This is a genomic window from Helicobacter pylori (genome assembly GCF_006440215.1).
GTDB lineage: Bacteria > Campylobacterota > Campylobacteria > Campylobacterales > Helicobacteraceae > Helicobacter > Helicobacter pylori_CS.
This window is the reverse complement of the sequence record NZ_VEZH01000021.1, coordinates 1-18,893: the sequence shown is the minus strand read 5'-3', so window position 1 is coordinate 18,893 and position 18,893 is coordinate 1. Positions and strand designations below refer to the sequence as shown.

The window sequence follows — 18,893 nt, the reverse complement described above, 5'->3', positions numbered from 1 at the left end:
AATAAAAGAATAAAATCTAAAACGCTAAAAGCGTTTTTTACAATCAAACTAAAGAGCTTGGTTATAAAGCGATAACTTTTTAAAGAATAAAGAATAAAACTTTCTAAAAGCATTTCTTATCGCTCTTTGGAATTTAAGTGCAGTTTAGGGATTTTAAAAAACTTCATAAACTACTTCCTTTTAAAAAAAGCTTAGATAAGAGTTCTATAAATAATTACATTCGCTAAAGAATGTAATTTCTTTTTTTCTTAATAATTTCTAAAAAAATGTAAATATACTCTCTTTTTTCCTTAATAATTTCTTGTTCTTTTTCTTGTGTTAGCTTTTCTAGCTCTTGCTTTTGTTTTTCTAGATCTAGTTTTTGTTTCTCTAGCTCTAGATTTTCTGTATCTTTGACATCATTTTCCACACTCACTCCTAAAATATTTTGATAACCAATAAATGATTTGAGCGCTCAACCTGCTGATGGCTATCCCACTAAGAGCGTTATAGATGATAAACACTACCCAGCCCGCAACCATAAACCCCTTATTCATGCCCATGCTCTCTGCTTTGAGCATGCCCCACCAAGCAAACCCCTCTAACATCTTTTTAGCCTTCAAAAAATAATCCGTGCAGTCGCAGCTAGAATAGATGGAATCACTCGCTGCCTTAATTGTGTCTATCAAAGCTGCTCTCAAATAACCGGGTATGTTGTTAGTACAAATCACACAGCAACTCAAGCCAAAGAAGAAAAGAGCCCCCACAAGAGAGCTCGCTTCTCTAGACATCAGCATCAAATAATCTTCTTTGATGATACCCTTGAGCATCTTTTCAAACACACCAAACACCGCAGCGCAAACAAGGATAGTGAGAAAAACAATCCCCCACATCATCCAATTATAGTCCAGCACGCTATAAGCGATGGATATAGATGTGAAAATTGAAAAAATAAAATAAAAGCAAGACACCATTATTGGGGAGTGTAGCATCGTGAACAAACAGGATTTTTTATTCACATAACAATCGGCGAAGCATTTTCTCTGATGCATTTTTAAAGAAACATAGCTGTAAGTGACAATCCCTAGTATCAGCAGCACAAAGACCAACGAGAAGCAGGACTTATCGTAAGTCCAACGCCACAAACCCAACAAAACCCCCACAATCACGCTTGTGCGTAGAATGGTTTTAAAACAACGAAACATTATCTTTTATCCCTCTTATTGTTTTTGAAGCGTTTGTTAGGGTTATCTTTGAGGAGAAAAATCTTAAACGCTACCAGTATCAAGGATAGTGAGAATATCGTTAGCGCTACTATCCAAAAAAGATCCTTGCTGGCAAAATAAAGGATTGCACTCTCTGTCAAGCAAATGAGCGAAACGCCGTATTTAAACTTAAGCTTTAAAATCTTATGGTGGGACACAACCATAGCGACTAAAAACCCGACAGACCCGCCAAGGAGCGATAAAACCCACAAAGTTTTTTCAGGAATACGCCACATTTTTTGCTCAATTTTTATCCACCAGCATGAGAACAAAAATCAAAATATTGACTATGAGCAACCAAACGATAAAAACAAATTCCATGTTTGCCCTTTCAAGAGCGTTTTAACAGCCCTACCACTTGGCTTTTTAGAGAGAGAGAGAGAGAAGGCAAAATTTTAAGATTGATTCTCAAATCCATTCCTTTACAAAAATTAATCCTAGGTGTTCTAACATGATTTTTAGCATGATCGCATCAAGCCTTTTTTTAAAATATTCCTTAGCTTGAGAAAAATCTTGCTCTTTGTAATTCTTTATACCCAAAAGGACAAGCTCTTTAGGGTTTGGCTCTTGCCATTAACCCCCCAATAAACCCAACGTACCCAAGCACAAAGCCCTAAAAAAGGCTTTTTAAAAACTTTTTAACATGGTGCTCTTTCTTATTCTCCAAGCAAAATACAGCCCTCGTTCAAATATTCTTTCAAGATTTCTCGCCCTTTAGGGGTTCTCATCAAAATAAATATCACCCGTTTTTTCAATCTCTCAGGCTCTTCTCTGTTGGCGTTTTTGGTCAGATCGTATTCGTTGAAAAAATACAGCATGACGGACTTTGATTTGAGTTCAAGCCCCACCTCTTTGATCACCTTTTCTATCGTGTATTTTTTCTTACAATGTTTTTCGCAACCCCCCAATTTCAAAATTTCCACATTCCTTGACGCTCTTTTTCTCACTTGATTGAAATACGGGCTTTTTTGCAGTCTCTCCACAGCCAGAGCGTAATTCTTATCCTCTATGGCCTGATGAATTGCTTGAATTTGAATAGCCCACTCAAGCCTAAATTGTAGCTCAAATCCAAAATGACCATTCTCCTCATTGCGTCCAAATTTTTATGCCACCCATAAGAGAGGAGGGCCTTATAATTCTCTTTCAATATGTCAGTTAAAAGCCTATACGCCTGCGGTTTGGTGATACGCTTACTCTCATAAGAATAAACGCTCAAATTATAGCCATAACCAATCGTGGGATGCCCCGTCTTGTCGGTATATCGGTGTAAATGGAAGGCGAAAACCCCTCTGAATCCACTATCAAAAACGACGCCGCTAGGATCAATTTGCTAAGACAGAGCATATAACCCTCCTCAATCGCTTCTTTCTTTCTTGCTCCTCAACTCTTCTTGTTTTTTGAGAATCATCTCTTCGGTAACGCTAGAGAGCCTTTCTTTTGGGGGAGTTTTACCCTCTTGCTGGTGGGAGCGCTTTTTCAGACTCTCTCTGATCTGTCTTTTTTTTTGGATGAGCGCAAACATCTTTTGGCTGAACTTATAGCATTGGCGCACGCTTATGACAATCACGCCCCACTTGATTAACAAAGCGGCTAAAAGCAGAATAGGCGAGCTGGCAGTATCTAGCAAGAATTGGCGCACATCGCTATACACCCAAATATCCACCAAAATCACTAACAGAGTGATCAAAATAGAAAACGCAATGCTTTTAAACCGAAAAAGCCACGCCACGATCACAAACCCTCTCGTGTGCCTGTGGGCTAAGAGCCAGCGTTCATTCTTTTCGCTAAAAAACCCCATCACGCTAGAGATGAAACTATCTTTCTTGCTCATTATCGCCCCTCTCCCAAACTTCTTTGAAATGCTTGGCGCTCTTTTCTTGATTTTCTTCAGATTCTTTGGCGTGGATCTGCTCTAAAAGCCTCTTTTCTTCCGCTTCAAACATGATTTTTAATTCCTCTTCATTGAAATCGCTCAATTTCATGCCCTCTTTTTTCAAGCGTTTTTCCACGATTTTAACCGCTTGCTCTCTGATCTTTTGAGATTTTTCCTTGAAGAGCGCCCGCTTGGTCTTTTGGAGCGCTTCGTTAGAATTTTTTTGGATCGTTTGTTTGCAAGAATCTAAAAAATCCATAACTTGATGCATGATTTTCATTGTTATCCGTTTTTAAAGAGTTTTTAAAACTAATGATCTCTAAAAGAATACCAAAAAAAGACTAAAACTCTCTAGTAAAATACTCTCTTAAAAGAATAGGGGGCATTTGGGCAATACCCTAACCCCCTTAAATAGGGCTTTTGTGCGATAATTTCTAGGTGAGATTATCGCATGTTTTTTGCCCCTTATCTCAATTCTTTGAGCATCTCGCATGCTTTTTTATATCCTAGTTTGCATGCTTTTTCAAACAGAGCGACAGCTTTTTTTGAGTCCTGTTTCACCCCATCCCCATTATAATATAACGCCCCTAAAGCACCACACCCATCACTCTCTTTTAAATCGCATGCTTTAGAATAAAAATAAGTGGCTTTTATTAAGTCTTTTTCCACTCCTTGACCATCTTTATATAGAACCCCTAAACCATTACACCCCCCACCATTATTCAAATCGCACGCTTTTTCAAAATATCCCTTAGCTTTAGAAAAATCTTGCTTGTCATAACTCAACATACCCAAATTGAAAAGCTCTTCAGGGTTTGGCTCTGCCATTAACCCCCCAATCAACACACAACACAAACATAAAACCCTAAAAATGGCTTTTTTGAAACTTCCTAGCATGACGCTTCTCCCTTTTAAAAAAAATTAGACTTTATTACAATCAAATTGCAATCAAATCTAGCGATTTTTTAAAACCTGCTGGCAATAGCGCTCTAAGATCCTGCAAGCGCTCAAAGAGTCTAGCCGGCCGTCTTTAATAGCGAGCCGCTTGTTTTTCTTACCCAAATGCCCTAAATTTTCATAGGCTTCTATGCTGGATCTGTCTTCATTAATAAAAACGATTTCGCCCTTAAAATCCAAAAGCTTGATGAAATGTTCAATGCGCGCGTTCGTGTCCGCATAGCTTTCGTTGGGCTTACCCACCACTAGTACCTGAATGTTTTTTTCCCTCAACAAATCGCTCAAATCCCTAGAGGCCTGATTCCTATTTTGGCGCAAGATCGCTTCTAAAGGCAAAATAACGCCGTTTAAAAGCATAGCGATCCCAATGCGTTTTAACCCCACATCGCATGCCAAAATCACGCTAACACCACGATATGATTGATGCGTTTAATCTTACCCAGCAGCTCGTATTCTAAAAGCTTGTCCCCAAATTTGAGATACGCCTCTTCATAGCTAGGGTTTTTGGCGCAATATTCTAAAAATTCGTCTTTGATTTCAGGCATTTCTTTTAAATGGTGGTCTTTTAAAAGGATGTTTATAAAATTTTGAATATTAAATATCCCTTGAGCCTGCCCTTTTTCTAAAAGCTCATTAGTGCCATCGCTCTCATTCAGGCGCTGGGGTAAAACAAATAAGGGTTTTTGGTATTTTTGGGCCAATCTAGCGCTGCTCATAGAGCCGCTTTTCAAATCCGCTTGGGGGATAATTACCGCATCGCTTAAAGCGATCACCAGGCGGTTTCTGGCTAAAAAAGAGCCTTTAACGGGCATAAAATCCTTTTCATATTCGCTTAAAATCAAGCCGTTTTGCGCGATTTCTTGGATCACTTTATGGTTGTTCGTAGGATAGATTAAATCCAAACTGCAAGGCGAAAGCATGATGGTTTTTGGTAAGGCGTTTTCTTGAGCGATAATATCCACGCCTAACGCTCCTCCGCTCACAATAACCGCGCCATTTTTAGCAAGCTCTCTGGCTAGAGTGATGGTGTGTTGCTTGCTATAAGGGGTGGGTCTTCTTGTGCCGATGATAGCCACTTTTAAAGGTGCGTCTAAAAGCTTTATGTCGCCCACACAATAGAGCTTTTTAGGGGGGTCTTTGAGCATGTCAAAGGCTTTAGGGATATCCTCTAGCGCGCTGTATTGGAAATGGCTTTTCATTTTAAACTATTTAGGCAATATGATCTCCACTTCAATCGTTTCCACGCTCTGGTTGCTGTCAAGGGTTTTGAAATGGATGTCTGAAGATTTAGTGTATTTTTGAATAACGGCAATGATTTCTTTACGCATTTCTTCCATGTAGGGTAAATTTAAGGTGCGCTCTTTGGCTAGAATCAATTTTAATCTATCGGTTGCGGTAGTCGCGCTCCCTTTGTTTTTAAAAAAATCAAACAAACTCATGAAAATATCCCTTTTAACGCGCTAAAAAAGCCTCTTTTAGCCTTAAATTCCACGTATTCCACTTCTTCGCCTAAAATCCTTCTGGTGATGCGCTGGTAAGCCTTTGCGCTCTCGCAATCCGTGCGAATCACCGGCTCGCCCTTATTGGTCGCTGAAATAATATGGTGATCTTCAGGAATGATCCCAATTAAAGGCAAGCATAAAATTTTAAGCACTTCTTCTATAGGAATCATCTCGCCATTGGCCACTAATTCAGGTTTTAAGCGATTGATTATCAAATGCTTATGCACTTCTTCGCCCCTTTTGGCCCGATTAGACTTCGCGTCAATAATGCCAATCACTCTGTCGCTATCCCTTAAGGAACTCACTTCCGGCGTTACTACCACTAACGCCATGTCCGCATGCAAAATCGCATGCTCAAAACCGCTCTCAATCCCAGCTGGTGAGTCAATCAAAATATAGTCAAAATCCGCCCTTAAAGCGTTGATTAAAATCGCTACTTTTTCCTTATCTAAAACATTTTTATCCTTGCTTTGTGAAGCCGCTAAAAAAGAAAGGTTTTTCGTCTTTTTATCCGTGATCAAAGCCTGCGAAAGGTTGCAATTTTTTTCCATCACATCCACCACATCATAAACAATGCGATTTTCTAAGCCTAAAATCATATCCAAGTTCCTAAGGCCTATGTCAAAATCAACCGCTACGACCTTTTTACCGCTCTCAGCCAAGCCGATCGCTAAATTAGCCGTGGTGGTGCTTTTACCCACGCCACCCTTACCTGAAGTGATAGTAACTACTATTGCCATATGATTCCTTTTAATTTAATGATTTATTTTTTATGATTGAACGGGGCGCGTAAAATTTCCCCAATTTGTTCTATTTTAGTTTCTTTAAGGGCTTTCCTCTCTGTGTTTAACCTGGGGTAATTCAAGCTCTTTTCCAGTAAAAAATCCTTAGCGAATGAGCCGTTTTGAATCTTTTTTAAGATTTTTTGCATGCGTTTTTCCAACAGATTTCCCATAGGCTCTCTATTTTTAATCGCTCCGAATTCAGCGGTGTTAGAAATGTGTTTCCTTAAGCCCTCTACCCCCTTATAATGCAACAAATCCGCTACTAATTTCACTTCATGCACGCATTCAAAATAGGCTAATTCTTCAGGGTATCCTGCCTTAATTAAAGTTTCAAACCCCATTCTAATAATCGCTTCTAACCCTCCGCACAAAACCGCTTGCTCGCCGAATAAATCGCTCTCGCATTCTTCTTTAAAGCTCGTTTCTAAAACCCCCATTCTCCCCCCACCCATCGCTTTGGCGTAGCTTAAAGCCACCGCTTTAGCGTTATATTTTGAGCTTTCTTGCTCTATGGCGATTAAATGGTATAAGCCCTTATTTTTAAGGTATTCTTCTCTTAAAGCACTCCCTGGCCCTTTTGGCGCAACTAAAATCGTGCCCACGCCTTTTGGAATAATGACCTGATTGAAATGCACGCTAAAACCATGAGCAAAGCCCACAATTTGCCCCTCTTTTAAAAAAGGGATCACTTCTTTTTCTAACACTTCCTTATGCAATTCATCCGGAAGTAACGCCATGATCACATCAGATTGTTGGACTAGCTCTTTGACTCCTAGCACCTTAAAGCCCTCTTTTTTTGCTTTTGAAACGCTCAAACTCCCTTGATACAAGCCAATACGCACCCTTACTTTAGAGTCCCTCAAATTGAGCGCTTGGGCTTCTCCTTGCGCGCCATAGCCAATAATGCCCACTTGTAAGGATTGGATAACGCCTAAATCAATGTCTTTATCATAATAAACGGGTAATGCCAAAATCAAATCTCCTAGCGTGTTTAAGCAAGTATTTATTTTACCATAATAATGGGAGCGATAATGTTTAAAAACATGCAGAATGTTAAGAAATGGTGTGCTCGGAGGGATTCAAACCCCCGACCTACAGGACCGCAACCTGTTGCTCTATTCAGCTGAGCTACGAGCACTTTTAAAGAAGTGAAACGATGATTATAGCAATAAAAGCTAATTTTTCACTTAAACGATGCGTTTTTTCTATTATAATTTACGGCATGCAAAAAGATTACCAAAAACTCATCGTTTATTTATGCGATTTTTTAGAAAAAGAAGTTCAAAAAAAAGGCTTTAAAAAAGTCGTTTACGGGCTGAGTGGGGGTCTAGATAGCGCGGTCGTTGGGGTGCTGTGTCAAAAGGTTTTTAAAGAAAACGCCCATGCCCTTTTAATGCCCTCTTCAGTCTCTATGCCAGAAAGTAAAACAGACGCTTTAAATTTGTGCGAAACATTTTCTATCCCTTATACAGAATATTCTATCGCTCCCTATGATAAAATCTTTGGCTCTCATTTTAAAGATGCAAGCCTTACTAGAAAGGGGAATTTTTGCGCAAGATTGCGCATGGCTTTTTTATACGATTATTCTTTAAAAAGCGATTCTTTAGTCATTGGCACGAGCAATAAAAGCGAAAGAATGTTAGGCTATTGCACTTTATTTGGGGATTTGGCGTGCGCGATTAACCCGATTGGGGAATTATTTAAAACCGAAGTTTATGAACTCGCTTATTATTTAAATATCCCTAAAAAGATTTTAAACAAGCCCCCTAGCGCGGATTTATTTGTAGGGCAAAGCGATGAACAAGATTTAGGCTATCCTTATAGCGTGATTGACCCTTTATTAAAAGATATTGAAGCGTTGTTCAAAAACAAGCCCATTGATGCAGAAACGCTCACTCAATTAGGCTATGATGAAATTTTAGTGAAAAACATCATAAGCCGTATCCAAAAAAACGCCTTTAAATTGGAATTACCCACTATCGCCAAACGATTTAACCCTAAATGAAAAGCGATAAACCCTTTTTAGAACGCTATTTTTATGACCCAACTCTTTTGCAAAAGGGGTTGATTTTCGCGCTCTATCCTTTTTCTTTACTCTATCAAGGCATCGCCACCCTTAAACGAAAAACCGCTAAAAAGCATGATTTTAAAATCCCCATTATCAGCATAGGCAACTTGATCGCTGGGGGAAGCGGTAAAACGCCCTTTATTTTAGAAACCGCTCCAAGATACCAAGAAGTGGCGGTTGTCTCTAGGGGGTACCAACGAGATTCTAAAGGCTTAGTGGTGGTGAGCGTTAAAGGAAACATTTTAGTTTCTCAAAAAACAGCGGGCGATGAAGCCTATCTTTTAGCCTTAAATTTAAAACAAGCGAGCGTGATTGTGAGCGAAAAAAGAGAGCTAGGCGTTTTAAAAGCCCTTGAATTAGGGGCAAAGATCGTGTTTTTAGACGATGGTTTCAGGTTTAATTTCAACCAATTCAATTTGCTTTTAAAGCCTAAAGTCCCCCCCTACTACCCCTTTTGTTTGCCTAGTGGGTTGTATAGAGAAAGCATTAAAAACTATAAAGAAGCCCATTTAGTCATTACAGAAGATAAGGATTATAAAAGAATCACCTCAATTTCTCACCCTACCAAACGCATGCTTTTAGCAACGGCTATCGCTAATCCTAGCAGGCTTGATGCGTTTTTACCTAAAGAAGTGGTTAAAAAATTGTATTTTAGAGATCATGCCCCTTTTGATTTGAAGCTTTTAGAAAAAGAGTTTTATCAAAATAACGCTACTTCCTTATTGGTTACTTCAAAAGATCTCGTCAAATTACAAGATTGCAACTTGCCCTTAAGCGTATTGGATTTAAAGCTAGAAATTTGCCCTAAAATTTTAGAGCAAATTGATCGTTATATCCTTTCTTATCCTTGTAATACAAAAGAACATCTATAAATTCCTTTTCTTTAGAGATAAAGCCTTTCAAACGCCCCTCTAACTCATAATGGTTTTTTTCATAAAAAGCGATCGCTTTGAAATTGTTTTCCATCACTTCTAAATGTAAAGAATTTAATTGGAACTCTTCAAAAGCGATGCGTTCCAAAGCTTTTAAAATAGTTTCTCCCCTATTTTTCAAAAAAGGGTTTTTATAAATCCCCAAATACCCATGCTTATGAAAAAAATTGATTTTAGTGATAGAGCCAACCCCTAAATAAACGCCCTCTTCTTTAAACAAAAAATAGCGGTGGTTTGGCGAGTTTTTTAAATCTTCTATGAATTGCAAATGCGTTTTTAAAGGAATAAAAGCGCTATACATCCATAAGGCAGTGTTTGGGTGGTTACGAAACTCTAAAACCAACAATTTTTCTCCATCGTTTAAATGGGTAAAATCAATCGCTTGGATATTTTTATAAGAATAATTTTTTTTCAAATTTCTAAAAACTCCCTTAACGCGCCCTCTAGCTCACTCCCAAAGGCCAGGTTTTTTGCCCAAGCTTGATTTTTTTGAATTTGTAATTTTTCAAAATCTTTCGCTAAAGTTTTCAAACTCGTTTGTTTGAATATGCCCAGACTTTCAAATTCTTGGCTTTGAAGGATTTGATTAGAAGCAATGGGAAGGATAAGAGAGGGCGTTTGAGAAAGGGCCAATTCATAGAGGGTTTGACCCGCAGCGCTAATGGCGCAAGCGCAAAATTTCATCAAAGAACTGAATTCTAAAGGGTTTAAAGGGCTGTAATAATGCGTGTTTTTGGGAGGATTTTTAGGCGTATAAGGTGAAATGATATGCAAATTCACATTCTTATTTTCTAAAATTTTGACTATCTCTTTGAGCGTTTTTTGCTCGCTCCCCCCTAGAGTGATCAGCACTTCTTTATTCTCTGTATTGATAGGGCGCTCATAAACAAAACGAATATCAACAGGGTAAAACCCCACCCCCAAATAATACTGATAATCTTTTGATAAATGATGGTAATGCTTTAAAGCGTTCAGCGTGGAATTTAGGATCTTGGTGTTTTTAGGGTAAAACCCCTTGGCATGCTCTTTATCTTCTATGACCATAAGGCTTTTGGCTTTTTCTTTTAAAAGATAAAAATCCTTTGAATTTAAACGATAGCTGTCCGTAATCAAAAAATCATCATTGCCAACGCCCTCTAAAAAAGCGCTTATATTATTTTGCTTGTGTAAATAAAGATTCGCTTCAACCCCTAATTTTTCTATAAAAGAAAGGATTTTTTCACAACGCCTCACATGCCCTAAACCGCTTGTTACAAACGCATCGCACAAAATTTTTACTGGCATGCGTTTTTCAAACGGCTGTATTTGAGCTTGGCTAATTCTAAATCTTCTAAAGTGTCAATATCTTGGACTTCTAGGGGCGATAATTCTAAAGCGATGGAATTTGGGCTAAAAATAGGCCGCATTTCTTTAAAGGCTTGAGCCTTCCCCATATAAAGCAACCCTGCGTCATGATAGAGCGTTTTTAAATCTTGCGTGCGCGTGTTTGAATGCTCTTTAAAAGCCATTTGAACGCCGTTTTCAAGGCTAAAAGAACGATAGGGCGAAGCGCTAAAGGGAGAGCATGTGAAAACATAATCCGTATTTTGATTTTGTTTTAAAGTTTCACAAGCGTTTTTTAAATGTTTTTCTTGTAAAAGCGCTGAAGTGCTATACAAACAACACGCAATATCTTCATCTTTTAACTCTAATTCTTCCATGTGATAAGCCATCACCTCTAAAGTCGTGGCCCTGTCATCCGCTAAAACTTTAGGGCGTAAATTCAAAAAACTCGCCCCATAATTTTTAGCCAGATTAACATACTCCATGCTATCGCTAGAGATAAACACCTTTTCAAAAAGCTTGGAATTTAGCGCCGCTTCAATAGGGTAAGCGAGCATGGGTTTATTGAAAAAATCAATAATATTTTTATTTTTGATCCTTTTACTGGAACTTCTGGCTAAAACAATAGCGATCGCTCTCATGCTAGGCTTTGCTCTTTTTAATAAGGCATTTGGGTTTCCATCGCATCAGCAGCGAATTTCTTTTTATTGGAATCGCTCAAATGCCCTAAATTCGTGTATTCAATCTTAGCGTCAGCTAAAAACTTGGATTGGATGGTGTTATTCCTTTCAATATCATAAGGGCGGATCACCCCGCTCACCTTAAGGATTTGCTTTTCCCCATCCACTAGCACTTCCTTATTCCCATAGATGAAATAATTCCCATTTTCTAGCACCTTAATGATTCGAGCGCTCAACACGATCTCTAAATCTTCGCTCTTTTTTTGCGAGCCACCGCCTTTAAAATTCGTGTTATTGCTGGATTTGGTGAAATTGTAATTATTCTTATCGTCTAAATACTGTGCTTCTTGTTTCTTTTTTTCATCTAGCCCGTTATAAGTGAGTCTTGGGGGCGTGGAATTACCCCCTGAAGTGCTTTTATAATCTTTAGAGCTAGAATAATTCGCACTCGCTTTTTCAGAGACAATGATTGTGATCAAATCGTTAGGCTTCATCGCCCTCCTGTCCGCAAATAAAGGGCGCTCGCCCTGCCCAAACAAACTCCCCAACTTGTTCAATTCAGGGATAAATTCTTTAGAGGGGGTTTCTTCTACATAATTAGGAGGGTTAAAATCAATTTTTGGCTCATTGGCTGATGCCATGCTGAATGCAACGCTAAACACAACAGCCCCTAAATAAAGTGCTTTTTTCATCCACTAGCCTTACTTGAGTTATTTTAAGCTTTGAATTATACTCTCTTATAAAGAATAAATGCTTAATTTTGAGTAAGTTGTTGTAAAATTTAGATCTTTATAATGAAACTTAACTTGCAGGAGATAATATTGAGAACCTTGTTAAAAATGTTAGTTGGCACAAGCTTGCTGACACACGCCTTAGTAGCTAAAGAAGAAAGTGCAGCACCTTCTTGGACAAAAAATTTGTATATGGGAGTCAATTACCAAACAGGTTCTATCAATTTATTGACTAATATCCATGAAGTTAGAGAAATTACTAACTATCAAACCGGTTACACCAATATCATAACTAGCGTTAATAGCGTTAGAAAACTCACCAACATGGGATCTAATGGGATTGGATTAGTCATGGGCTATAACCACTTTTTCCATCCGGATAAAATCTTGGGCTTGCGCTATTTCGCTTTTTTAGACTGGCAAGGCTATGGCATGAGATACCCTAAAGGCTATTATGGCGGCAATAACATGATCACTTATGGCGTGGGCGTGGATGCGGTGTGGAATTTCTTCCAAGGGAGTTTCTATCAAGATGATATTAGCGTGGATATTGGCGTTTTTGGGGGGATTGCGATTGCGGGGAATAGCTGGTATATTGGCAGTAAAGGGCAGGAACTGTTAGGCATCACCAACAGCAGTGCGGTTGATAACACCTCTTTTCAATTCCTCTTTAACTTTGGCCTCAAGGCTTTATTTGTAGATGAACATGAATTTGAAATCGGGTTTAAATTCCCCACCATTAATAACAAATACTACACTACTGATGCGCTCAAGGTTCAAATGCGTAGGGTCTTTGCCTTTTATGTGGGGTATAATTACCACTTCTAAAGGGCTTTAAAACCCAACACAACTCCCTAACATCTTTTGATAGTAACTCTTGGCTTTGAGGATTGTTTCTGTGTCATCGGTTTTTAAAAGCACTTCATAATTGTTTTCAAAAGCGTTTTTGCTCCAATTCGCTGAGCCTAAAAACACGATCTTATCATCAATGATCGCTACTTTTTGGTGCATGATGCCGTAATAATTCCCGTTTTTAGCCTTAAGCCCTTTCAATAAGCACACTTTCGTGTTAGGGTATTTGTCCAGATAGCCAATAGTGGATTGCTTGTTATTGTGATTGCTTTCATAATCATAAATGATTTGCACCTTAATCCCCCTACTCGCTACGCTTTTAATCGCTCTTGCAATATCTCTGTGCGTGAAACTATAGATAGCGATTTTCACGCTCTCTCTGGCGTTACTGATGCCAGAAACTAAAGAATTGAGAGCGTCTTTTTGCTCATAAGGCAAGACAAATAAGCTGTTTTTAGCTTGCAAAACCCCTAAACAGCCCACTAACACACCCACGCCAACGATCTTTTTCAATTTGTTTAACATCAAATGATCCTTATTTTAAACTACACTCTATGATAAAAACAACCAACCAAGTGGATTTTTGATTATAATAAAAGATTTAAAAAAAGCGATAAAATGGATAGGCTTAAAGAAGCGTTTCTTATCAAATAAGGAGTCCCTAAAATGAAAATGATTCTATTCAACCAAAACCCCATGATCGCAAAGCTGCTTGAGAGTGTTTCTAAGAAATTAGAATTGTCTATGGAAAATTTCAACCACTATCAAGATCTGTCCGCACGCCTTAAAAAAGATCCAGAATGGCTTTTGATAGCCGATGATGAATGTTTGGAAAAACTAGATCAAGTGGATTGGCTAGAATTAAAAGAAACCATCTCTCAAAATAAAAACAGCGTGTGCATGTATAAAAAAGGCAATGAAGCACAGCCCTTTTTAGAGGGCTTTGAGATGAAAATCAAAAAACCTTTTTTACCCACTGAAATGTTGAAAGTCCTTCAAAAAAAGCTTGGTTCTAACATAAGCGAGCTAGAGCCTAGCCAGAATTTAGATCCAACTCAAGAAGTTTTAGAAACCAATTGGGACGAGTTAGAAAATTTAGGCGATTTAGAAGCTCTCGCCAAAGAAGAGCCTAACAATGAAGAGCAACTACTCCCCACTTTAGATGTGCAAGAAGAAAAAGAAGAGATTAAAGAAGAAGAAAAAGAAGAGGTTAAAGAAACGCCCCAAGAAGAAAAGCCTAAAGATGATGAAACGCAAGAGAGTGAAACCCCAAAAGATAAAGAAGTTTCTAAAGAGTTGGAAACGCAAGAAAAATTAGAAATCCCTAAAGAAGAAACGCAAGAAGAAGTTAAGGAAGAGATGAAAGAAGAAACGCAAGAACAAGTGAAAGAAGAAACACAAGAAAATAAGGAGGAAAAACAAGAAAAAACACAAGATTCCCCAAGCGCGCAAGAATTAGAGGCCATGCAAGAATTAGTCAAAGAAATCCAAGAAAACTCTAATAACCAAGAGGATAAAAAAGAAACGCAAGAAAACGCAGAAATTCCACAAGATAAAGAAATCCAAGAAGTTGTTACCGAAAAAACCCAAGCGCAAGAATTAGAAATTCCTAAAGAAAAAACGCAAGAAAGTGCAGAAGCTCTCCAAGAAACCCAAGCACACGAGTTAGAAAAACAAGAAATCGCAGAAACTCCGCAAGAATTAGAAAACCAAGAAATCGCAGAAACTCCGCAAGAATTAGAAAACCAAGAAATCGCAGAAACTCCGCAAGAAAAAGAAATGCAAGAGTTAGAAACCCCACAAGAAGAAACCCAAGAAACCCAAGAAGTTGTTGCCGAAAAAACCCAAGCGCAAGAAAAAGAAACGCTCAAAACCCAAGAAGACCATTACGAAAGCATTGAAGACATTCCTGAACCGGTGATGGCTAAAGCAATGGGGGAAGAATTACCCTTTTTGAATGAAGCCGTTGCAAAAACAAATAATAACGAAAACGACACAGAAACCCTTAAAGAGAGCGTTATCAAAACCCCGCAAGAAAAAGAAGAAAGCGATAAAACTTCCAGCCCTCTAGAATTGCGCTTGAATTTGCAGGACTTATTAAAAAGCCTGAATCAAGAGTCCTTAAAAAGCCTTTTAGAAAACAAGACCTTAAGCATTAAAATCACTTTAGAGGATAAAAAACCTAATGCATAACGATTTTAATTTGCTCATCCTTTCAGGCCCTAGCGGAGCGGGTAAAAGCACCCTTACAAAGTATTTGCAAGAAAAAATCCCAAAAACCCATTTTTCCCTTTCCACCACCACAAGGAAGCCCAGAGAGGGCGAAGTTGATGGCTTGCATTATAATTTTGTCAGCGAAGAAGAATTCAAACAAGGCATAGAAAAAGGGCAGTTTTTAGAATGGGCGATCGTACATAACCACTATTATGGCACTTCTAAAATCCCTGTAGAAAAAGCCTTAAAAGAGGGCAAAATCGTCATTTTTGATATTGATGTACAAGGGCATGAGATCCTTAAAAAGCATTACCCCAACGCATGCTCAGTCTTTATTAGCACCAAAAACCAAGAAATTTTAAAAGAGCGCTTGCTTTTAAGGGGGACGGATTCTAAAGAGACGATAGAAAAACGCTTGATCAACGCTTATAAGGAAATGCAGTGCTTGGAAAGCTTTGATTACCTCATCATCAATGAAGATTTAGAAAAATCCAAAGAAATCATCTTAAGCATCGCAAAAACTTTAGTCTATCGCTTAAAAGCGTTTAATTTTGAAAAAATATGCAAGGCCTGGAAAAACGAATCCTTATAAAACCTATCAATTATTTTTTAAAAAAGCTATAATTCAAATAAAAACCAACCAATAGATTAAGGAGTAAAATATGGGCGGATTCACAAGCATATGGCATTGGGTCATTGTTTTATTAGTGATTGTGTTGTTGTTTGGGGCTAAAAAGATCCCAGAGTTGGCTAAAGGTTTAGGCAGTGGGATTAAGAATTTCAAAAAAGCCGTGAAAGACGATGAAGAAGAGGCTAAAAACGAGCCAAAAACCCTAGACGCTCAAGCAGCGCAAACCAAAGTGCATGAGAGTAGCGAGATTAAAAGCACGCAAAAACAAGAAAGTTAAACATGCACACTCTCATTAAGGGCGTTTTAGAAGAGATTTTAGAAGAAGAAGTCATTATTGAATACCCTAAAGACAGAGAGCATGGGCATTACGCTACGCCCATTGCTTTCAATCTCGCCAAAGTTTTTAAAAAATCGCCCTTAGTTATCGCTGAAGAGTTAGCCCTTAAAATCAGCACACACAAAAAAACTCAAGGGTTTTTTGACAGCGTAGTGGCTTGTAAGGGCTATATCAATTTCACGCTTTCTTTAGGTTTTTTGGAGCGTTTCACCCAAAAGGCTCTAGAATTAAAAGAACAATTTGGCTCTCAAGTTAAAAACGAACATTCTCAAAAAATCTTTTTAGAATTTGTGAGCGCTAACCCTACAGGACCTTTACACATAGGGCATGCTAGGGGTGCGGTGTTTGGCGATAGTTTGGCTAAAATCGCTCGCTTTTTAGGGCATGAAGTTTTGTGCGAATATTATGTCAATGACATGGGATCTCAAATCCGCTTGCTAGGGCTTTCGGTATGGCTCGCTTACAGAGAACATGTTTTAAAAGAGAGCGTAACTTATCCGGAAGTCTTTTACAAGGGCGAATACATCATTGAAATCGCCAAAAAGGCGAGTAACGATTTAGAGCCAAGCCTTTTTAAAGAAAACGAAGAGACTATCATTGAAGTTTTAAGCGGCTACGCTAAGGATTTAATGCTTTTAGAAATTAAGGATAATTTAGACGCTTTAGGCATTCATTTTGATTCCTATGCGAGCGAAAAAGAAGTTTTTAAACATAAAGATGCGGTGTTTGAACGATTAGAAAAAGCGAACGCCCTTTATGAAAAGGACTCTAAAATCTGGCTCAAATCTTCACTCTACCAAGATGAAAGCGATCGGGTGCTGATTAAAGAAGATAAAAATTACACTTATTTAGCTGGCGATATTGTCTATCATGATGAAAAATTCCAACAAAATTACACCAAATACATCAACATTTGGGGGGCAGACCACCACGGCTATATCGCTAGAGTGAAAGCCAGCCTTGAGTTTTTGGGCTATGATTCCAACAAGCTTGAAGTCTTACTCGCTCAAATGGTGTGCTTGCTCAAAGATAACGAGCCTTACAAGATGAGTAAAAGAGCGGGTAATTTTATTTTGATTAAAGATGTGATTGATGATGTGGGTAAGGACGCTTTGAGGTTTATTTTTTTGAGCAAACGGCTTGACACCCATTTAGAATTTGATGTCGATACTTTAAAAAAGCAGGACAGCTCAAACCCCATTTACTATATCCATTACGCTAATTCACGCATCCACACCATGCTAGAAAAATCCCCCTTTTCTAAAGAAGAGATCTTGCAAACCCCTTTAAAAAATTTAAACGCTGAGGAAAAATACCTGCTTTTTAACGCTTTAAGCTTGCCTAAGGCAGTTGAATCTTCTTTTGAAGAATACGGCTTGCAAAAAATGTGCGAATACGCAAAAACCCTCGCCTCAGAATTCCACCGCTTCTATAACGCTGGCAAAATCTTAGACACCCCTAAAGCTAAGGAGCTTTTAAAGATTTGTTTAATGGTGAGCTTAAGCTTAACTAACGCTTTCAAACTTTTAGGCATAGAGATAAAAACCAAAATTTCCGCTAAAGATTAAGCTAATATTTAATTTTTTGTTATAACATTCCCCTTATTTTTTGAAAATAAGGAGAATATTTTGCTTAATCGTATTATAGAGCACATGAACGCTCACCATGTAGAAGACATGAAAGGTTTATTGAAAAAATTCGGGCAAGTCCATCACGCTGAAAATGTCGCCTTTAAAAGCGTGGATTCTCAAGGCGTTGTGATTGGTTATAACAACAACCAAACTTTAAGGATTGAATTCAACCACGAAGTTAAAGACCCCAAAGACTACAAAAACGCTATCATTGAATTGTGCCAAAGCGTGGAAAAAACCCATGATTTAAAAGGCGTGGAAGAAGAAGTTAAAGCCTTTAGAAAAGACTTTGATTCTGTTTGTTTAGCGACCTTACACCCTAATGGGCATGTGGTATGCTCTTATGCGCCTTTAATGACAGATGGCAAACAATACTACATTTATGTGAGCGAAGTGGCTGAACATTTTGCGGGCCTTAAAAACAACCCCCACAATGTGGAAGTGATGTTTTTAGAAGATGAAAGCAAGGCTAAATCAGCTATTTTGAGGAAACGCTTGCGTTATAAAACCAACGCTCGTTTCATTGAAAGAGGGGCAGAGTTTGACAAAGCGTTTGATTCTTTCATTGAAAAAACCGGCGGTGCCGGGGGCATTAAAACCATTCGCGCCATGCAAGATTTCCATTTGATCGCATTGGATTTCAAAGAAGGGCGTTTTGTGAAAGGCTTTGGCCAAGCTTATGACATTTTAGGCGATAAAATCGCTTATGTTGGGGATAAAGGCAACCCACACAATTTCGCTCATAAAGAATAAACTTTCTCACTCATAAGGGGCAAACGCCCCCAAAAGACCGCTTTTTAAAGAGGTTATGGCAAAATCAAGCTCTTTACTATTTAATCTTAAAAAATGCTAAAAGCCTTAGTTTTATGGGCTAACACCAAACAAAAAGCACCACAAAAAGCGCTAAAAAGTAAAAAAATGGCAAAATTTTTCCAAAATGACAAAAAAAAAAAAACGCTTTCATGTTATAATACGCCCATGTTTAATGCATCAAAATACTAATTTAAAAAGGAGAATGTGATGAAAAAAACCCTTTTACTCTCTCTCGTTTTTGCTCCACGCTGAAGACGACGGCTTTTACATGAGTGCAGGCTATCAAATCGGTGAGGCCGCTCAAATGGTGACAAACACCA

At 38.3% G+C, this 18,893-nt stretch carries 25 protein-coding genes, 1 tRNA gene and 1 pseudogene; 8 read left to right on the top strand and 19 right to left on the bottom strand.

Annotated features, from left to right (window positions below; translation table 11 throughout):
• Nucleotides 1–223 precede the first annotated feature (223 nt).
• The 14 genes and pseudogenes from FIM44_RS07990 to FIM44_RS07920 form a co-directional block, all read right to left on the bottom strand.
• Complete coding sequence (locus FIM44_RS07990) at nt 224–409, bottom strand: hypothetical protein (protein ID WP_140579667.1); 186 nt, start codon at nt 407–409, stop codon at nt 224–226.
• A complete protein-coding gene (locus tag FIM44_RS07985) occupies nt 399–1,184 on the bottom strand; it encodes a hypothetical protein (protein WP_140579666.1) in 786 nt (261 codons plus the stop codon). The genes FIM44_RS07990 and FIM44_RS07985 overlap by 11 nt, the downstream gene beginning before the upstream one ends.
• Nucleotides 1,184–1,565 (bottom strand): annotated as a pseudogene (locus FIM44_RS07980) (DUF1294 domain-containing protein). The gene FIM44_RS07985 and the pseudogene FIM44_RS07980 overlap by 1 nt, the downstream one beginning before the upstream one ends.
• A 335-nt stretch (nt 1,566–1,900) precedes the next feature.
• Nucleotides 1,901–2,167 (bottom strand): DUF4464 domain-containing protein, encoded by a 267-nt coding sequence (locus FIM44_RS07970; protein ID WP_140579668.1) that lies wholly within the window; start codon nt 2,165–2,167, stop codon nt 1,901–1,903.
• An 83-nt stretch (nt 2,168–2,250) separates the two neighbouring features.
• Nucleotides 2,251–2,460, bottom strand: a complete 210-nt coding sequence (locus FIM44_RS08735) for a lysozyme family protein (protein WP_238699627.1) — start codon at nt 2,458–2,460, stop codon at nt 2,251–2,253.
• Between the two features lie 138 nt (nt 2,461–2,598).
• On the bottom strand, nt 2,599–3,075 hold the full coding sequence (locus FIM44_RS07960) for a hypothetical protein (protein ID WP_140579665.1): 477 nt from the start codon (nt 3,073–3,075) through the stop codon (nt 2,599–2,601).
• The gene (locus FIM44_RS07955; RefSeq protein WP_000699916.1) at nt 3,059–3,397 is read right to left on the bottom strand and encodes a hypothetical protein; all 339 of its coding nucleotides are present in this window, start codon (nt 3,395–3,397) and stop codon (nt 3,059–3,061) included. The genes FIM44_RS07960 and FIM44_RS07955 overlap by 17 nt, the downstream gene beginning before the upstream one ends.
• A gap of 185 nt (nt 3,398–3,582) precedes the next feature.
• Nucleotides 3,583–4,014, bottom strand: coding sequence for a tetratricopeptide repeat protein (locus FIM44_RS07950; RefSeq protein ID WP_140579664.1), 432 nt, complete (start codon nt 4,012–4,014; stop codon nt 3,583–3,585).
• A gap of 57 nt (nt 4,015–4,071) precedes the next feature.
• A complete protein-coding gene (ruvX, locus tag FIM44_RS07945; protein ID WP_140579663.1) occupies nt 4,072–4,476 on the bottom strand; it encodes a Holliday junction resolvase RuvX in 405 nt (134 codons plus the stop codon).
• Nucleotides 4,473–5,273, bottom strand: a complete 801-nt coding sequence (gene dprA / locus FIM44_RS07940) for a DNA-processing protein DprA (RefSeq protein ID WP_140579662.1) — start codon at nt 5,271–5,273, stop codon at nt 4,473–4,475. Before dprA ends, ruvX begins: the two co-directional genes overlap by 4 nt.
• 6 nt (nt 5,274–5,279) lie before the next feature.
• Nucleotides 5,280–5,513, bottom strand: a complete 234-nt coding sequence (gene minE, locus FIM44_RS07935; RefSeq protein ID WP_000051425.1) for a cell division topological specificity factor MinE — start codon at nt 5,511–5,513, stop codon at nt 5,280–5,282.
• On the bottom strand, nt 5,510–6,316 hold the full coding sequence (minD, locus tag FIM44_RS07930) for a septum site-determining protein MinD (protein ID WP_001019104.1): 807 nt from the start codon (nt 6,314–6,316) through the stop codon (nt 5,510–5,512). Before minD ends, minE begins: the two co-directional genes overlap by 4 nt.
• 23 nt (nt 6,317–6,339) lie before the next feature.
• Entirely contained in the window at nt 6,340–7,332 is a 993-nt protein-coding gene (ilvC, locus tag FIM44_RS07925; protein ID WP_140579661.1) for a ketol-acid reductoisomerase, read from the bottom strand.
• 90 nt (nt 7,333–7,422) lie between these two features.
• A tRNA-Arg gene (locus FIM44_RS07920) sits at nt 7,423–7,499 on the bottom strand.
• Nucleotides 7,500–7,583: 84 nt separating this feature from the next.
• On the opposite strand from FIM44_RS07920, the gene FIM44_RS07915 reads away from it, so the two are divergent.
• Both FIM44_RS07915 and FIM44_RS07910 read left to right on the top strand, forming a co-directional pair.
• Entirely contained in the window at nt 7,584–8,366 is a 783-nt protein-coding gene (locus tag FIM44_RS07915) for an NAD+ synthase (RefSeq protein WP_140579660.1), read from the top strand.
• Nucleotides 8,363–9,301, top strand: a complete 939-nt coding sequence (locus FIM44_RS07910) for a tetraacyldisaccharide 4'-kinase (protein ID WP_140579659.1) — start codon at nt 8,363–8,365, stop codon at nt 9,299–9,301. Before FIM44_RS07915 ends, FIM44_RS07910 begins: the two co-directional genes overlap by 4 nt.
• Here the strand turns inward: FIM44_RS07910 and pseH are convergent.
• The 4 genes from pseH to flgH are packed head-to-tail and all read right to left on the bottom strand — an operon-like array spanning nt 9,234 to nt 12,056.
• Nucleotides 9,234–9,776 carry a UDP-4-amino-4,6-dideoxy-N-acetyl-beta-L-altrosamine N-acetyltransferase gene (pseH, locus tag FIM44_RS07905; RefSeq protein WP_140579658.1) on the bottom strand — a complete coding sequence of 181 codons (543 nt, stop codon included), beginning with the start codon at nt 9,774–9,776 and terminating at the stop codon, nt 9,234–9,236. The two genes, FIM44_RS07910 and pseH, sit on opposite strands and share 68 nt — an antisense overlap.
• Nucleotides 9,773–10,645: a CMP-N-acetylneuraminic acid synthetase gene (locus FIM44_RS08770; RefSeq protein ID WP_274595362.1), complete on the bottom strand. Its 873-nt coding sequence runs from the start codon at nt 10,643–10,645 to the stop codon at nt 9,773–9,775. The genes pseH and FIM44_RS08770 overlap by 4 nt, the downstream gene beginning before the upstream one ends.
• Nucleotides 10,636–11,325 carry a pseudaminic acid cytidylyltransferase gene (gene pseF, locus FIM44_RS08765; RefSeq protein ID WP_140579656.1) on the bottom strand — a complete coding sequence of 230 codons (690 nt, stop codon included), beginning with the start codon at nt 11,323–11,325 and terminating at the stop codon, nt 10,636–10,638. The genes FIM44_RS08770 and pseF overlap by 10 nt, the downstream gene beginning before the upstream one ends.
• Nucleotides 11,326–11,342: 17 nt before the next feature.
• Nucleotides 11,343–12,056 carry a flagellar basal body L-ring protein FlgH gene (gene flgH, locus FIM44_RS07890; RefSeq protein ID WP_140579655.1) on the bottom strand — a complete coding sequence of 238 codons (714 nt, stop codon included), beginning with the start codon at nt 12,054–12,056 and terminating at the stop codon, nt 11,343–11,345.
• A gap of 129 nt (nt 12,057–12,185) precedes the next feature.
• Here flgH and FIM44_RS07885 point away from each other — a divergent pair, with 129 nt between their 5' ends.
• Complete coding sequence (locus FIM44_RS07885) at nt 12,186–12,923, top strand: outer membrane protein (protein WP_194148724.1); 738 nt, start codon at nt 12,186–12,188, stop codon at nt 12,921–12,923.
• A 6-nt stretch (nt 12,924–12,929) separates the two neighbouring features.
• On the opposite strand, the gene FIM44_RS07880 is transcribed toward FIM44_RS07885, so the two are convergent.
• Nucleotides 12,930–13,472: a phospholipase D-like domain-containing protein gene (locus tag FIM44_RS07880; RefSeq protein WP_015643950.1), complete on the bottom strand. Its 543-nt coding sequence runs from the start codon at nt 13,470–13,472 to the stop codon at nt 12,930–12,932.
• A 141-nt stretch (nt 13,473–13,613) separates the two neighbouring features.
• On the opposite strand from FIM44_RS07880, the gene chePep reads away from it, so the two are divergent.
• From chePep to FIM44_RS07855, 5 genes are all read left to right on the top strand, one after another.
• On the top strand, nt 13,614–15,140 hold the full coding sequence (gene chePep, locus FIM44_RS07875; RefSeq protein ID WP_140579653.1) for a chemotaxis regulatory protein ChePep: 1,527 nt from the start codon (nt 13,614–13,616) through the stop codon (nt 15,138–15,140).
• On the top strand, nt 15,133–15,753 hold the full coding sequence (gmk, locus tag FIM44_RS07870) for a guanylate kinase (RefSeq protein ID WP_000551231.1): 621 nt from the start codon (nt 15,133–15,135) through the stop codon (nt 15,751–15,753). The genes chePep and gmk overlap by 8 nt, the downstream gene beginning before the upstream one ends.
• A gap of 70 nt (nt 15,754–15,823) precedes the next feature.
• Nucleotides 15,824–16,069, top strand: a complete 246-nt coding sequence (locus tag FIM44_RS07865; RefSeq protein WP_120927689.1) for a twin-arginine translocase TatA/TatE family subunit — start codon at nt 15,824–15,826, stop codon at nt 16,067–16,069.
• Between the two features lie 2 nt (nt 16,070–16,071).
• Nucleotides 16,072–17,697 carry an arginine--tRNA ligase gene (argS, locus tag FIM44_RS07860; RefSeq protein WP_140579652.1) on the top strand — a complete coding sequence of 542 codons (1,626 nt, stop codon included), beginning with the start codon at nt 16,072–16,074 and terminating at the stop codon, nt 17,695–17,697.
• Nucleotides 17,698–17,757: 60 nt separating this feature from the next.
• Nucleotides 17,758–18,513, top strand: coding sequence for a HugZ family heme oxygenase (locus tag FIM44_RS07855; RefSeq protein ID WP_140579651.1), 756 nt, complete (start codon nt 17,758–17,760; stop codon nt 18,511–18,513).
• Nucleotides 18,514–18,893: the final 380 nt, after the last annotated feature.

Bases quoted from the DNA above. Each gene is read 5' to 3' on its own strand.
- FIM44_RS07985 (WP_140579666.1), bottom strand. From the start codon at position 1,184: ATGTTTCGTTGTTTTAAAACCATTCTACGCACAAGCGTGATTGTGGGG.
- FIM44_RS07960 (WP_140579665.1), bottom strand. From the start codon at position 3,075: ATGAGCAAGAAAGATAGTTTCATCTCTAGCGTGATGGGGTTTTTTAGC.
- FIM44_RS07955 (WP_000699916.1), bottom strand. From the start codon at position 3,397: ATGAAAATCATGCATCAAGTTATGGATTTTTTAGATTCTTGCAAACAA.
- FIM44_RS07950 (WP_140579664.1), bottom strand. From the start codon at position 4,014: ATGCTAGGAAGTTTCAAAAAAGCCATTTTTAGGGTTTTATGTTTGTGT.
- dprA (WP_140579662.1), bottom strand. From the start codon at position 5,273: ATGAAAAGCCATTTCCAATACAGCGCGCTAGAGGATATCCCTAAAGCC.
- minE (WP_000051425.1), bottom strand. From the start codon at position 5,513: ATGAGTTTGTTTGATTTTTTTAAAAACAAAGGGAGCGCGACTACCGCA.
- minD (WP_001019104.1), bottom strand. From the start codon at position 6,316: ATGGCAATAGTAGTTACTATCACTTCAGGTAAGGGTGGCGTGGGTAAA.
- FIM44_RS07915 (WP_140579660.1), top strand. From the start codon at position 7,584: ATGCAAAAAGATTACCAAAAACTCATCGTTTATTTATGCGATTTTTTA.
- FIM44_RS07910 (WP_140579659.1), top strand. From the start codon at position 8,363: ATGAAAAGCGATAAACCCTTTTTAGAACGCTATTTTTATGACCCAACT.
- FIM44_RS08770 (WP_274595362.1), bottom strand. From the start codon at position 10,645: ATGCCAGTAAAAATTTTGTGCGATGCGTTTGTAACAAGCGGTTTAGGG.
- pseF (WP_140579656.1), bottom strand. From the start codon at position 11,325: ATGAGAGCGATCGCTATTGTTTTAGCCAGAAGTTCCAGTAAAAGGATC.
- flgH (WP_140579655.1), bottom strand. From the start codon at position 12,056: ATGAAAAAAGCACTTTATTTAGGGGCTGTTGTGTTTAGCGTTGCATTC.
- FIM44_RS07880 (WP_015643950.1), bottom strand. From the start codon at position 13,472: ATGTTAAACAAATTGAAAAAGATCGTTGGCGTGGGTGTGTTAGTGGGC.
- chePep (WP_140579653.1), top strand. From the start codon at position 13,614: ATGAAAATGATTCTATTCAACCAAAACCCCATGATCGCAAAGCTGCTT.
- gmk (WP_000551231.1), top strand. From the start codon at position 15,133: ATGCATAACGATTTTAATTTGCTCATCCTTTCAGGCCCTAGCGGAGCG.
- FIM44_RS07865 (WP_120927689.1), top strand. From the start codon at position 15,824: ATGGGCGGATTCACAAGCATATGGCATTGGGTCATTGTTTTATTAGTG.
- argS (WP_140579652.1), top strand. From the start codon at position 16,072: ATGCACACTCTCATTAAGGGCGTTTTAGAAGAGATTTTAGAAGAAGAA.